Source organism: Klebsiella michiganensis (genome assembly GCF_015139575.1).
GTDB lineage: Bacteria > Pseudomonadota > Gammaproteobacteria > Enterobacterales > Enterobacteriaceae > Klebsiella > Klebsiella michiganensis.
On record NZ_AP022547.1, the window covers coordinates 1,300,082 to 1,313,247 of the forward strand.

Annotated in this window: 14 protein-coding genes; 7 read left to right on the top strand and 7 right to left on the bottom strand. The window is 59.3% G+C overall.

Translation table 11 applies throughout. The features are described 5' to 3' along the window. Positions 1–69 precede the first annotated feature (69 nt). From JLG71_RS06290 to JLG71_RS06315, 6 genes are read left to right on the top strand one after another with little or no spacing between them, the layout of a single operon-like run. Positions 70–807 carry a heme ABC transporter permease gene (locus JLG71_RS06290; RefSeq protein ID WP_025107308.1) on the top strand — a complete coding sequence of 246 codons (738 nt, stop codon included), beginning with the start codon at positions 70–72 and terminating at the stop codon, positions 805–807. Then, on the top strand, positions 804–1,007 hold the full coding sequence (gene ccmD / locus JLG71_RS06295; RefSeq protein WP_032750932.1) for a heme exporter protein CcmD: 204 nt from the start codon (positions 804–806) through the stop codon (positions 1,005–1,007). Before JLG71_RS06290 ends, ccmD begins: the two co-directional genes overlap by 4 nt. After that, complete coding sequence (ccmE, locus tag JLG71_RS06300; protein WP_025107310.1) at positions 1,004–1,483, top strand: cytochrome c maturation protein CcmE; 480 nt, start codon at positions 1,004–1,006, stop codon at positions 1,481–1,483. The genes ccmD and ccmE overlap by 4 nt, the downstream gene beginning before the upstream one ends. Then, positions 1,480–3,417 (top strand): heme lyase CcmF/NrfE family subunit, encoded by a 1,938-nt coding sequence (locus tag JLG71_RS06305; RefSeq protein WP_148849893.1) that lies wholly within the window; start codon positions 1,480–1,482, stop codon positions 3,415–3,417. Before ccmE ends, JLG71_RS06305 begins: the two co-directional genes overlap by 4 nt. Next, the gene (gene dsbE, locus JLG71_RS06310; protein ID WP_014226473.1) at positions 3,414–3,971 is read left to right on the top strand and encodes a thiol:disulfide interchange protein DsbE; all 558 of its coding nucleotides are present in this window, start codon (positions 3,414–3,416) and stop codon (positions 3,969–3,971) included. The genes JLG71_RS06305 and dsbE overlap by 4 nt, the downstream gene beginning before the upstream one ends. Beyond that, positions 3,968–5,026, top strand: a complete 1,059-nt coding sequence (locus JLG71_RS06315; protein ID WP_014226472.1) for a cytochrome c-type biogenesis protein CcmH — start codon at positions 3,968–3,970, stop codon at positions 5,024–5,026. Before dsbE ends, JLG71_RS06315 begins: the two co-directional genes overlap by 4 nt. Here JLG71_RS06315 and JLG71_RS06320 read toward each other — a convergent pair. The 7 genes from JLG71_RS06320 to speB are packed head-to-tail and all read right to left on the bottom strand — an operon-like array spanning position 5,023 to position 11,946. Next, positions 5,023–5,955 carry a 2-hydroxyacid dehydrogenase gene (locus JLG71_RS06320; protein ID WP_049083636.1) on the bottom strand — a complete coding sequence of 311 codons (933 nt, stop codon included), beginning with the start codon at positions 5,953–5,955 and terminating at the stop codon, positions 5,023–5,025. The two genes, JLG71_RS06315 and JLG71_RS06320, sit on opposite strands and share 4 nt — an antisense overlap. A 5-nt stretch (positions 5,956–5,960) precedes the next feature. After that, on the bottom strand, positions 5,961–6,689 hold the full coding sequence (locus JLG71_RS06325; RefSeq protein WP_004853394.1) for a class II aldolase/adducin family protein: 729 nt from the start codon (positions 6,687–6,689) through the stop codon (positions 5,961–5,963). Further along, positions 6,690–8,210 carry an amino acid ABC transporter permease/ATP-binding protein gene (locus JLG71_RS06330; RefSeq protein WP_161506273.1) on the bottom strand — a complete coding sequence of 507 codons (1,521 nt, stop codon included), beginning with the start codon at positions 8,208–8,210 and terminating at the stop codon, positions 6,690–6,692. It lies immediately after the preceding gene. Positions 8,211–8,234: 24 nt separating this feature from the next. After that, complete coding sequence (locus JLG71_RS06335) at positions 8,235–9,038, bottom strand: ABC transporter substrate-binding protein (RefSeq protein ID WP_009652546.1); 804 nt, start codon at positions 9,036–9,038, stop codon at positions 8,235–8,237. 9 nt (positions 9,039–9,047) lie between these two features. Beyond that, a complete protein-coding gene (locus JLG71_RS06340) occupies positions 9,048–10,124 on the bottom strand; it encodes an isopenicillin N synthase family dioxygenase (protein WP_009652534.1) in 1,077 nt (358 codons plus the stop codon). Between the two features lie 12 nt (positions 10,125–10,136). Continuing rightward, positions 10,137–10,985: a sugar phosphate isomerase/epimerase family protein gene (locus JLG71_RS06345; RefSeq protein ID WP_014226467.1), complete on the bottom strand. Its 849-nt coding sequence runs from the start codon at positions 10,983–10,985 to the stop codon at positions 10,137–10,139. A gap of 10 nt (positions 10,986–10,995) precedes the next feature. Then, positions 10,996–11,946 (bottom strand): agmatinase, encoded by a 951-nt coding sequence (speB, locus tag JLG71_RS06350; protein ID WP_014226466.1) that lies wholly within the window; start codon positions 11,944–11,946, stop codon positions 10,996–10,998. A 116-nt stretch (positions 11,947–12,062) separates the two neighbouring features. Here speB and JLG71_RS06355 point away from each other — a divergent pair, with 116 nt between their 5' ends. After that, positions 12,063–12,974 carry a LysR family transcriptional regulator gene (locus JLG71_RS06355; protein ID WP_004135102.1) on the top strand — a complete coding sequence of 304 codons (912 nt, stop codon included), beginning with the start codon at positions 12,063–12,065 and terminating at the stop codon, positions 12,972–12,974. Positions 12,975–13,166 lie beyond the last annotated feature (192 nt).

Here is a 13,166-nt window from a genome sequence, read left to right on the forward strand (position 1 = left end):
GGTTTGCGGCGCCGGGGCTCCAGGCCCGGGCTTATCAATGGATTTATCTTTATTTCTGGTGACTGAAATATGAGGAAAACAGGGATTCAACTGACGAATCCGCCGCGGCTTTATCAGCTCTGCGGCAGGGTCGCTCCGTGGCTGGGCGGCGCCAGCGCGCTGGTACTGATCGCAGGCTGGGTCTGGGGATTTGGCTTTGCGCCCGCGGACTATCAGCAGGGCGAGAGCTATCGCATTATCTATCTGCATGTTCCGGCGGCAATGTGGTCTATGGGCATTTATGCCCTGATGGCGGCCGCGGCGTTCATCGGCGTGGTCTGGCAGATGAAAATGGCCAATCTGGCGCTGGCGGCGATGGCGCCCGTGGGGGCGGTGTTTACTTTTGTGGCGCTGGTGACCGGTTCCGCGTGGGGTAAGCCAATGTGGGGAACCTGGTGGGTTTGGGATGCCAGATTAACCTCTGAGCTGGTGCTGCTGTTTCTCTACGTCGGCGCGATAGCGCTGTGGCACGCTTTTGACGATCGCCGTCTGGCCGGGCGCGCGGCGGCTATTCTGGTGCTGATTGGCGTGGTGAATTTACCGATCGTTCACTACTCGGTTGAGTGGTGGAACACCCTGCATCAGGGCTCAACGAATATGCAGCAAAGCATCGCCCCGGCGATGCGCGCGCCGCTGCGGCTGGCGATTATCGGCTACCTGCTGCTGTTTATCACGCTGGCGCTAATGCGCATGCGGAATCTGATTTTGCTCATGGAAAAACGTCGCCCGTGGGTCAGTGAACTGATTTTAAAAAGAGGTCGTCGATGAGCAGCGCATTTACAAGCTGGAGTGATTTCCTGGCCATGGGCGGCTATGCCTTTTACGTCTGGCTGGCGGTGGCGTTGACCATTCTCCCGCTGGCGGCGCTGGTCGCGCACAGCGCGATCCTGCATCGTGTCATTCTGCGCGATATCGCCCGGCAGCGCGCCCGTGAAGCCCGCAGGCGCGCGGCGCGGGAGGCGATATGAATATTCGCCGCAAAAACCGCCTGTGGGTCGCCCTCGCGGTGATCGCCGGGCTAACGCTGACCACCGCGCTGGTGCTCTATGCGCTGCGTTCCAGTATCGACCTGTTCTATACGCCTGGCGAAATCCTCTACGGCAAGCGCGAAACGCAGCAGCGGCCCGAGCGGGGTCAGCGTCTGCGCGTCGGCGGGATGGTCGCGCCCGGCAGCGTGAAGCGGGATGCGAATTCGCTGCAGGTGAGTTTTAGCATCTATGACGCCGAAGGTTCGGTGGACGTCAGCTACGAAGGCATTCTGCCGGACCTGTTCCGCGAAGGGCAGGGCGTGGTGGTTCAGGGCGAGCTTGATGCGCACAACCGGATACAGGCGAAAGAAGTGCTCGCCAAACACGATGAGAACTACACTCCGCCAGACGTGGAAAAAGCGATGGAGAGCAACCATCGTCGCCCGGATAGCGCCTACAGGGACACATCCTTATGATGCCTGAAGTCGGCAACGGGCTGCTGTGCCTGGCGCTTGGCGTCGCGCTACTGCTTCCCGTCTATCCGCTGTGGGGCGCGGCGCGGGGGGACAGGCGAATGATGGCCTCTTCCCGGGTATTTGCCGTTCTGCTGTTCATCCTCATTATGGGCGCCTTTATGGTGCTGATTAACGCCTTCATTACCAACGATTTTACGTTGAGCTACGTGGCCAGTAACGCCAATACTCAGCTGCCGGTCCGGTACCGCGTGGCCGCAGCCTGGGGCGCACATGAAGGTTCGCTGCTGCTATGGGTGCTGCTGATGAGCGGCTGGACAGTGGCGGTAGCGCTGCGCAGCAGGCGAATGCCGCTTGATATTGTCGCCCGGGTGCTGGCGGTGATGGGAACGATCAGCGTTGGCTTTCTGCTGTTTATTCTGTTCACCTCCAACCCGTTTGCCCGTACGCTGCCGGAATTTGCCATTGGAGGGCGCGACCTGAACCCGCTGTTGCAGGACCCCGGGCTCATTTTCCATCCGCCGCTGCTGTATATGGGCTATGTGGGCTTCTCGGTGAGTTTTGCCCTGGCGATAGCCGCGCTGTTGAGCGGGCGGCTGGATAGCACCTTTGCGCGCTTCTCTCGCCCGTGGACGCTGGCGGCGTGGGCCTTCCTGACGCTCGGTATTGTGCTGGGCTCCGCGTGGGCTTACTACGAGCTCGGATGGGGAGGCTGGTGGTTCTGGGATCCGGTGGAAAACGCGTCGCTGATGCCATGGCTGGCCGGCACCGCGCTGCTGCATTCGCTGGCGGTCACTGAACAGCGCGCCAGCTTCAAGGCGTGGACGCTTCTGCTCGCTATCTGCGCATTTTCGCTCTGTCTGCTGGGGACCTTTCTGGTGCGTTCCGGCGTGCTGGTCTCGGTTCACGCTTTTACCTCCGACCCGGCGCGCGGCATGTTTATTCTAGCCTTTATGGTGCTGGTCATTGGCGGCTCTTTACTGCTGTTCGCCATGCGTGGCTATAAAGTCCGCTCTCGGGTAAATAATGCGCTCTGGTCGCGCGAGTCGCTGCTGCTCGGCAACAACGTTCTGCTGATGGCCGCTATGCTCACGGTGCTGCTGGGTACGCTGCTGCCGCTGGTGCATAAACAGCTGGGCCTCGGCAGTATTTCGATTGGCGAGCCGTTCTTTAATACGATGTTTAGCTGGCTGATGGCGCCGTTTGCGCTCCTGATGGGCATCGGCCCGCTGGTGCGCTGGGGGCGCGATCGCCCGCGTAAGCTCAGGGGGCTGCTGGTTATTGCCTGCGCAAGCACGCTGGCGCTGTCGCTTCTGTTGCCGTGGTGGTTGGGCGATAAGATTGTCGCCATGACGGTGGTCGGGCTGGCGATGGCCTGTTGGGTCTTTGTGCTGGCGGGAGTAGAGATCGCTTTGCGGGTTTCACGCGGCGCCAGGATGACCCTCAGCTACTGGGGAATGGTCGCAGGCCACCTCGGGCTGGCGGTCACCATCGTGGGTATCGCCTTTAGTCAAAATTACAGCGTGGAGCGCGACGTGCGCATGCGGGTGGGCGACAGCGTCGATGTCCATGAATATCGTTTTTCTTTCCGTGAGGTCAAAGAGGCGATCGGCCCAAACTATCGCTCCGCCGTCGCGGTGATTGGCGTCATGCGACGCGGCGAACCGCAGGCGATACTGAATGCGGAAAAGCGCTTTTACCACAGCAGCAGCGCCATGATGACCGAAGCGGCGGTTGACGGCGGATTTACCCGCGATCTCTATGCCGCGCTGGGCGAAGAGCTGGGCAACGGCGCCTGGGCCGTACGCCTTTATTATAAACCGTTCGTACGCTGGATTTGGGCCGGGGGAGTGCTGATGGCGCTGGGCGGGCTGTTGTGCCTGTGCGATCCGCGCTATCGCCCGCGCCGCGGATATCCTGGCGCGGAGGCCAGATGAAGCGCTGTACGTTGTTGATGCCGCTGGTCATTTTTATGGCTATCGCGATGCTGCTGCTGTGGCAGCTGGCGCGTAATGTGGAAGGGGACGATCCCAATAGCCTGGAGTCGGCGCTGATCGGAAAACCGGTACCGATTTTCCGTCTTGAGGCGCTGGAAGATCCCGGGCAGTATTTTCAGTCGGATGCGCTGGCGCAGGGCAAACCGCTGCTGCTTAACGTCTGGGCGACCTGGTGCCCGACCTGTCGCGCAGAGCATCAGTATTTGAATCAGCTTTCCGCGCGGGGGATCCGCGTGGTGGGTCTGAACTACAAAGACGATCGGCAGAAAGCAATTGGCTGGCTGAACACGCTGGGCAATCCCTACGCGCTGAGCCTGTTTGACGGCGACGGGATGCTCGGGCTGGATCTCGGAGTCTACGGCGCGCCGGAGACGTTTTTGATCGATGGACAGGGGATCATTCGCTACCGCCACGCGGGGGATCTTAACGATCGGGTGTGGGAGCGCGAATTCAGGCCGCTGTGGGAGAAGTTTAGCCGGGAGGCTGCGCCATGAGATTATTACTGAGCGCGCTGATGCTGCTGCTTTGCGCAAACGCGCTGGCCGCTATTGATGTCATGCCGTTTAAGGACGAGGAGCAGGAACAGCGGTTTCGCCTGCTCACGGAGCAGCTTCGGTGCCCGAAATGCCAGAACAATAGCATTGCGGATTCCAGTTCCGCGATCGCGGCCGACCTGCGGCAGAAAGTTTTTACGCTTATGCAGGAAGGAAAAAGCGACAGCGATATTGTGGACTACATGGTGGCGCGCTACGGCAACTTCGTTACCTACGATCCGCCATTAACCCCGCTGACGATGCTGCTGTGGGTCGTGCCGGCCGCAGCGATCGCCATGGGCGGTTGGGCTATAGTGGCCCGCTCCCGCCGCCGCGTCAGGCCAGGGCAGGAGACGTTTTCTGACGGCCGGGCGCCGGAGGATAAATCCGCCGGGCCGTGGATTTTTATACCTGGCGCGGCGCTTGCGCTGGCGGTAGGTGCGGTCAGCTATAGCCAGACCGGCCACTATCAGCAGGTGCAACGCTGGCAGCAGGCGGTGGCTCAGACGCCGGCTCTGTTGGCGCGGGTGCAGGATCCAAAGGCGCAGCCGCTTGATGAAGACGAGCTGCGGCGTCTGGCCCTTGGGCTACGCACGACGCTGTGGCAAAATCCGGACGCTTCTATTGAGGATTGGCTTATGCTCGGGCGTCTCGGCAGGGTCCTGGACAACGCCGCTATGGCGACTCAAGCCTATGCTCGCGCTTACGCGCTGGCTCCGGATAACGATAGTGCGGCATTTGGCTATGCGGAGGCGCTGCTGCGGGTATCTGACCCGCGGGGCGGTGCGCTGGTGCGCCAACTGATGGAGGGCCAGCGCGTTAACGACCGCCTGCTTAATCTGTATGCGCTCAGTGCATCAGAGCAGGCGCATTTCAGCGAGGCGCTGACGGCGTGGCGGTTGCTGCTAAAACGATTACCGCCGGACGATACGCACCGGGCGGTCATTGAGCATCATATCAACCAGACGGAGCAACGGTTAACCCACGGACATCCCGCCGTTGACGCGCAAGGTTAATAACCGCTCCGTTTGTTCACCAGGTTTTTCAGCGGCAGCGCCTGCTGCTGCCGCCGGATGTTGTCCAGCAGCTGGCGGGCAATCACCTCCGTCTGCGCGATGGAGGCCATATGCGGCGTGATCGCCACCTGCGGGTGTTGCCACAGCGGGTCCTCCTGGGGCAGGGGCTCGACGGGGAAGACGTCCAGCACCGCGCCGGACAGCTTGCCGCTATCCAGCGCCTCGAGCACGTCCTGATTCACCATATGCTCGCCGCGGCCGCAGTTAATCAGCGACGCGCCGTCGGGCAGCTGCTGCAGTAAAGGATGGGCGAGGATACCTCGCGTCTCCCCGGTTAACGGCAGGACGTTGATCAGCGCATCCAGCTGGCCAAGGAATTCGCCAGCCTGCGTCTCTCCGTGGTAGCAGCGCACGCCGGCAAGGGATTTTTCGCTACGCGCCCAGCCGGAAACCCGATACCCCAGCGCGGCCAGCTGCGAGGCGATATAGCCGCCAATTTCGCCGAGGCCCATGACGCCAACGTGATAATCGGCCGCCGCTCGCTGCGGATACATCTTCCAGACGCGCTCGCGCTGGTGGGCCAGCGCCCGGTCAAAGCGACGCTGAAACCACAGTACGCCCCACAGCGCGTATTCAAACATACCGTGACGAAAATCTTCATCCACCACCCGGCAGAGCGGAACGTCGCTGGCGAAAACGCTGGCGGGCAAATGGTCTACGCCGGCAGACGCGGCCTGGATCAGCTTCAGCTGAGGCGAGCGCGCCAGCAGCTGCGGGTCGGGAAACCAGCAGCAGGCGTATTGCGCCTCGCGGGCGGCGGGGTCCTCGGGCAGAACCGCTTTCACTTCCGGGAATAGCGCGAACGCGGCGCAAATCTCCCGGGTGTACTGAGGATCGTTACAATCCACGACGATGGTGAACTGAGTCATAGGCATTAGCTCTTATAAGAAGTATCAAGACGGTCCAGGCGCCGCAGCCACGCCTGCCACACCAGCTGGCGTTCATGTTCAACCCCCATCAGCTGCTCACAGGCGTGCCGGCTCAGCGGTTCAGGTATCGTATGGATGGGGCCGAGCGGCGCCAGCTGCGCGGCGGCCATCTGGATCTCGCAGGCGCGGTTCAGGTAGTACATGATGTAAAACGCATCGGCGACGGTGCGCCCGACCGACAGCAGCCCGTGGCTTTGCAGGATCAGGGCGATGTTCTCGCCGAGCGAGCGCTGGATCCGCACGCGTTCATCGAGATCGAATGCGACGCCTTCATAAGGATGGTAGCCGACGCGTTGATAAAATTCGGTGCTGATTTGGTTAAGCTGCAGCAGCCCGTCTGCGCAGGCGGCAACGGCCATCCCCGGCAGCGTGTGGGTGTGGATCACGCAGTGGGCGTCTTCCCGGGCCATATGGACCGCGCTATGAATGGTAAATCCCGCCGAGTTTGCCGGGGCGCTGCCCTCGACGACCTTACCCTGCATATCGACCACGATTAAGTTGCTGGCGGTGACTTCGTCAAACATCATGCCAAAGGGGTTAATCAAAAACCGCGGCTCGCCGTCACCGGGCAGGCGCACGGAGAAGTGGGTATACAGCGTGTCTTCCCAGCCGAAGAGCGCCGCCAGACGATAGGCGGCGGCCAGCTGCTGGCGTAGTTCCCGTTCAGTTGCCATTTATTGCACTCCCATAAATTCACGAATGCGGGTGAGGGACGGATCGGCGGCATCGCTGCGAATGCGCTGCGGCGGCATATCGCTCTGCACGACGCCGTTTTCCATCATCACCACCCGGTCAGAAATTGATAAGGCGAAGTCCATCTCGTGGGTCACGATAATCATCGTCATGCCTTCGCGGGCGAGGGACTGAATGACCTTCAGCACTTCGCCAACCAGTTCAGGGTCCAGCGCCGACGTGGGTTCATCAAACAGCATGATGTCCGGTTTCAGCGCCAGGGCGCGGGCGATGGCCACGCGCTGCTGCTGGCCGCCGGAGAGTTGATACGGGTACTTTTCGGCGTGCGCCAGCAGACCGACGCTATCCAGCAGCCACAGCGCCTGCTCTCTGGCGGCGGCGCGGTCGAGCAGCTTGTGATAGAGCGGGGCGAGCATCACGTTATCCAGCACCGTGCGGTGGGGAAACAGGTTGAAGCCCTGGAACACCATGCCGATGCGGCGTACGCCCGCGCGCATTTGCTGTTTATCAACAATGGAGGCGCCCTTCAGGTAATCCTCGCCGTAAAGAATGATCTCGCCGCCGTCGATGCTTTCAAGGGCGTTAATGGTGCGGATCAGGGTGGTTTTGCCGGAGCCGGACGGGCCGATGATACTGATTACCTCGCCGTTTTCCACTTTCAGGTCGATGCCTTTCAGTACGTGGTGCTGGCCCCAGGATTTTTCGATGGCGTGCAGATCCAGCGCCGGCGGGTTGCCGCTGGCGGCCTGCGCTTTTTGCGTCTGTACCGGCGGCTTCAGGTTCTGGCGCAGGGTTTCGCATTCACGCTCGTTGAGCGTTTGCGGGCGCTTACGCTGAATATCCAGCAGGTTTTCCAGCGCCCGGAACAGCCAGCTAAACACCGTGACGACCATAACGTAGTAAATGGCGACCGCCAGCAGCGTCTCCATGACGAGAAAATTCTGCGCGTACAGGCGCTGGCCGGTCAGCAGCAGCTCCGGCAGCGAAATAACCGACAGAATCGAGCTGAGCTTGATGATGGTGATGTATTCGTTAATCAGCGTGGGCAGGGAAATACGAAACGCCTGCGGGATAATAATTAAGCGCTGAATCCCGATAAAGCTAAAGCTTAAGGCATGCCCGGCTTCGCTTTGCCCCCTGGCGACCGAAAGCAGGCCGCCGCGATGGATTTCCGCCATGTAGGCCGCTTCGGTCACCGTCATCGAGACCAGCCCCGCAATAAACGGAACGCCGAGCAGCGGTTGGGTGGCCGGAAACAGCTGCGGCAGGTTATAGACAAAGACCAGCAGGACCATCAGCGGTACGCTGCGGAAAAACCAAATATAGAGTTCGACGGGAACCTTCAGCCAGCGCGGGCCGGAGAGCTTCGCGCAGGCTAAAAGAAAACCTAATATCAGGCCAATAAACCAGGACAATGAACTGACGACAACCACGGTGACACACGCCTGCCAGAATGCCCCAACGCTAAATAATGAAAAAAAGTATCCCCAATCGAACTCCATACCGACTCCCGTTTAATTATTGTATTAATTGATGCTTTCTAAGTTGTATTTCTTGATGATGGCGTCATATTTGCCGTTGGCTTTAAGGGTGGCTAACGTTGATTTAATGGCCTCGGCCAGCTCGGTGTTGCCTTTGGCGACGTAAATTCCCAGCGGCAGCGGATAGACCAGGCGGTTCGAGCTAATGGCCAGGCGGCCGCGGCTTTTCTCGACGATAATTTGCGCCGCCGGGGCGATTTCTAACTGGGCGTTGATATTTTTCGACAGCAGGGCCTGGGAGGCTTCCGGCGCGGTCGGGAATTCCTGAATACTAATGGCCGGTTTGCCGTTTTTCAGGCAGTACTCGTCGGAGTGCGTTTTCAGGCTGGAAACCCAGGCGGTACCCGCCTGCAGACCAACCTTCACGCCGCACAGTTCGTCTTCCGTTTTTGGCTGAATGGCGCTGCTTTTCAGCGCAATAATGGACGCGCCGGACAGGGCGTAAGGGATGGCGTCCGCCTGCTTCTGGCGCTCGGGCGTCACGTACATCCCGGAGATCACCGCATCGTATTTTTTACCGATACCTAAGATCAGGCTGGTGAATTTCGTGTCGATAAGCTGCGGTTTTGCCTTCAGCTGTTCGGCGATCAGCGCCGCGAACTCCGGGTCGATGCCGACAATATTGTTATTGCTGTCATAGGATTCAAAAGGCGGATAGGTCACCTCCATCCCGACTTTAAAGACGCCCTCGGTCAGCAGCTCAGCGGCCTGAGCCAGCGGTGAAAAACAAGCGGTGACGGCGATGGATAAAGCCACACGGCGCGAGAGTTTTTTTAGCGTTTTGTTCATCATTTATCCTCACGGGTTATTTACGGTTTTTTGCTGTGCTTGTTTTTTCAGATGGCCAAAGGTGTTAGTGCCGCGGGCGCGTTCGGGGAGCTGGAGCTCGCCTCGGGTGACTTTCTCGCGCAGGTAGCGATAGGTCTGTAACGCCTGGCTCCACATATGCTCACCAATGCTCAGTTCTTGATATTCGCTGGCTTCGCCTGCCTCAAGGAAGCCCGGCAGCGGGCGAATCAGCGTGTGGTAGTCGCAGGCGAAAAACAGCGGGAAGGAGTAGCGTTCCTGCGGCACCTTGCGTACGCGGTGTGCGGTTGCAACAAATGTGCCAGCGCTCAGGACTTCCAGCATGTCGCCGATATTAATCACGAAAGCCTCTTCTCCGGTCGCGTTCTTCAGCGGCGGGGCGTCGATCCAGTCGCTATCTTCATTCAGAACTTCAAGACCCGGCTGGTCGGCGAGCAGCAGGGTGAAGCATTCATAGTCGGTGTGTGCACCAATACCGGGAACATCTTCGGCGCTGGCGTCAAAGGGGTAGTGGATCAGACGCAGCTTTGACGGCGGGCAGGTAACCATCGACCTGAAATAGCCCTCCGGCAGGCCAAGGGCGAGAGCGAAGGCGTCAAACAGGCGATGCCCAAGGGCGAAGACCGCGTCATAGTAGGCCAGCACGCGGGATTGAAATTCCGGCACGTCAGGCCACTCGTTGGCGCCAATCAGCGGCGTTTTCGCCACGACGAACGGGTGGTCGTCGGCGGCCTGAAAGCCGATATCAAACGCCTCTTTGTGATCCGGCTTGCCGGAGCCGTAAATCTCTTCCCCTTCGGGAACGTAGCCCTTATGGCTTTTCGACTGTCCGATGTAGTACGCCATCTTGCGCTCCATCGGCAGGGCGAAAATCTCTTTGGCCGCCGCGCGGATCCCGGCAATCAGTTCAGGCGCGATGCCGTGGCCGGTAACGTAGAAAAAGCCGACTTCGCGGGCCGCCTGGCCGATGGCGTCGGCCACCGCCTGGCGTCGGACGAGATCGTCGCAGGCCAGGTCGCTGATATCGATGGTCGGTAATTCAGTAAACGAACTTTTTGCAGCGGTCATTTCTTCCGTTCCTTATTCAGTTTGCGAGGTGAATTCAACAAAATGCTGCTGTTCACGCTGGGCCATCCAGGCGTTCAGCGACCACAGGTCGGCGACCGGAACGTTGGTAAACGGCAGGTGATGCAGGTAGCCATCGGGGCCAAATTCCGGCGTAAGCGTGGTGTGCTGGTAGCCGCGCCGGCGCTGCGATTGCCAGATCTGTTCCCAGAAGCGCTGCTGAAACCGCAGGGCCGCCCGATATTCCGGCGCGGCGGGGTGCGGCACCTGCGGCCCCTGGTCGTACCCGGCGCGGGCCTGAATATGGTGGACCCGTTCGATAAAGGCGCTGAAGTCATCGCAGGGGTCATCCAGCAGGCGTTCGCTTACCACGATCCAGTGGCTGATATCGGCGGTAAAGCGCAGCTGCGGCAGCTGTTGAATTATCTCCAGCGTCAGCCACGGGCTATACAGCGATGTGGCGCGATGGGTTTCAAAGCTGCAGAACAGCTCATATTCGGCGGCGAGCTCATGCGCTTTGCCGAGAAAATCCACCTGCTGCGCCAGCGGCCAGCGGTCGTTACCGGCCAGCAGATTGACGAAGCGCGGATTAAGCGCTTTTGCCGCCGCAAAACGTTCTTTTAAGCGCTCCAGATGCTGCGCGGGCGTCTCGGCCTGGGCCGGAATAACGCCGCCGCCGCTGAACACAATGGCGATATACTCAAGCGCGGACGCTTCGATGCGTTGGGCCAGCGTCCGCTGCTCTTCTGGCGTCAGCGGAACCCGCGCTTCAATGCCGCAGCAGCCGACGCTCCGGAGTTCGCTGACCGTTTGCTGCCACGGGGTGGTGACGCCCCACAGCGTGCGAAAGACGTTAAGCTGCATGGTTTTTCCTCTATGGATATTTCACGCCCGGGAGAACGCAGAGCATTTCATACAGCAGGTTGGCGGCCAGCTGGGACGTGTTGCCGCTGACGTCATAGGGGGGCGAGACCTCGACCAGGTCGCAGCCAATCAGGTTCAGGCCGCGGCAGCCGCGCACGATTTCCAGCGCCTGAATCGACGTCAGTCCGCCCACTTCCGGGGTTCCGGTGCCGGGGGCCCAGATCGGGTCGAGGCTATCAATATCGAAGCTGAGATAAACCGGGCCAGCCCCCATTTGCTGGCGCACTTCGGCCATTAGCGGGGTCAAAGATTTGTGCCAGCACTGCTCGGCCTGAACCAGACGAAAACCGCGATCGACGCCCCACTGGAAGTCACCGGCGGCGTAGCCCTGCGCGCGCTGGCCAATCTGCACGACGCGTTTAAGATCCAGCAGCCCCTCTTCGACGGCGCGGCGGAAGGTGGTGCCGTGGGCAATCTTTTCGCCGAACATCTCATCGTTGGTATCGGTGTGGGCATCGACGTGAATCAGCCCAACCGGACCGTGCTTTTTGGTCAGCGCGCGCAGGATCGGCAGGGTAATGGTGTGATCGCCCCCCAGCGTCAGGGGGATAAGCGGAAAACTATTTAAACCGGTGTAGTAATCCTCGATAATCTGCACCGATTTGAGCAGGTTGTAGGTATTGATCGGTACATCACCGATATCTGCCACCGACAGTGAATCAAAAGGCGCGGCGCCGGTGGCCATGTTGTACGGGCGAATCATTACCGATTCGGTACGAATATAGCGCGGTCCGTAGCGCGTTCCGGAACGCTGTGAGGTTCCGATATCCAGCGGGATGCCGACAAACGCTGCGTCAAGTCCCTGTAAATCTTCGATAAATGGCAGGCGCATCATCGTGGCGCGGCCACCAAAACGCGGCATCTCGTTGCCACCCTGCGGTTGATGAAAGACGTTATCCATTTCAGCTCCTGAATCTGACAAACAAAACTCAACAGCAGGGATAGTGCGAAAGATGTGCTGGACTTTAAATCGTCTACCGCAAATACTTAGTTCATTTATTAGTGAACTAAGACGCTATGCTTAACGACGCGACGCTTAACATTCGACAGCTCCAGGTTTTTGAGGCGGTGGCCCGTCTTGAGAGCTATGGCCGGGCCCAGCAGGAGCTGGGGATTTCCGTTTCCGCGATCAGCAATGCGATGTCGCAGCTGGAAGGCCAGCTTGGCTTTAGCCTGTGTCAGCGCGGGCGCGGCGGCTTTGCGTTGACCGAAAAAGGGCAGCATTTTTTACAGCAGGCGATCCGCGTGCTGAGCGAACTGAATGAACTGGAGCGCCAGTCGGCGCTGCTGAAAGGCGAGCATAGCGGCACGATTTGTATCTCAACGCTCGATTCCATCGAGACGGAGACCGCGCTGTCGCTGCCGGTCGTGCTGCGCAGCTTTAGCGATAAGTTTCCTAATGTGCATATCAAGCTGATTATCCGTACCCCGGCGGAACAGCTTAACGGCGTATTGAATAACCATATCGATCTCGCCATCGGCAGCTACAACTCGCGGGTGCATAACATCATCAGCGAACCGCTCTATCGCGAGCAGCACTGGCTCTACTGCAGCGACCTGCATCCCATGTTCTTCAGTCGACAGCTCGATAAAGAGCTGATCAGCCAGTGTCCGCTGGTGACGCGCAGCTACTGGAATACCAGCGATCTGCGGCGGCGCGGGTTCAGCAAGGGCAGCGCGACCGTTGAAACCGTCGATGCGCAGCTGCTGCTCATCCTCTCCGGGAAATATATCGGCTACCTTCCCGAGCACTACGCCTGGCCGTGGATTAAGGAGAATCGCCTGCGCGTACTGCTGCCCAATGAGTTTGGCTTTCAATCTCCCTTCTCGGCGATATGCAAGCGCGGGCGCAGCAACGAACCCTATCTGAAGGAGTTTCGCAATCTACTCAAGAAGAATACGGTGGCCAGACCGAAGTGGAGCGAATGAGATTCGTATTGAATGAGTAAAAGCTTATGCCTGATTTGAATTGTAAAAAGACCGCTCAATATCAGGCATATAAAAGGTAATGTGTCATTAATCATATGGGGGTGAGAAAAAGCTTAGATAAAAATATCGTCCTGCACCTGGATAATTCCCATTCCTGATCTGGTTAAAAAATGACCTTTTTGTGTGTTTTTT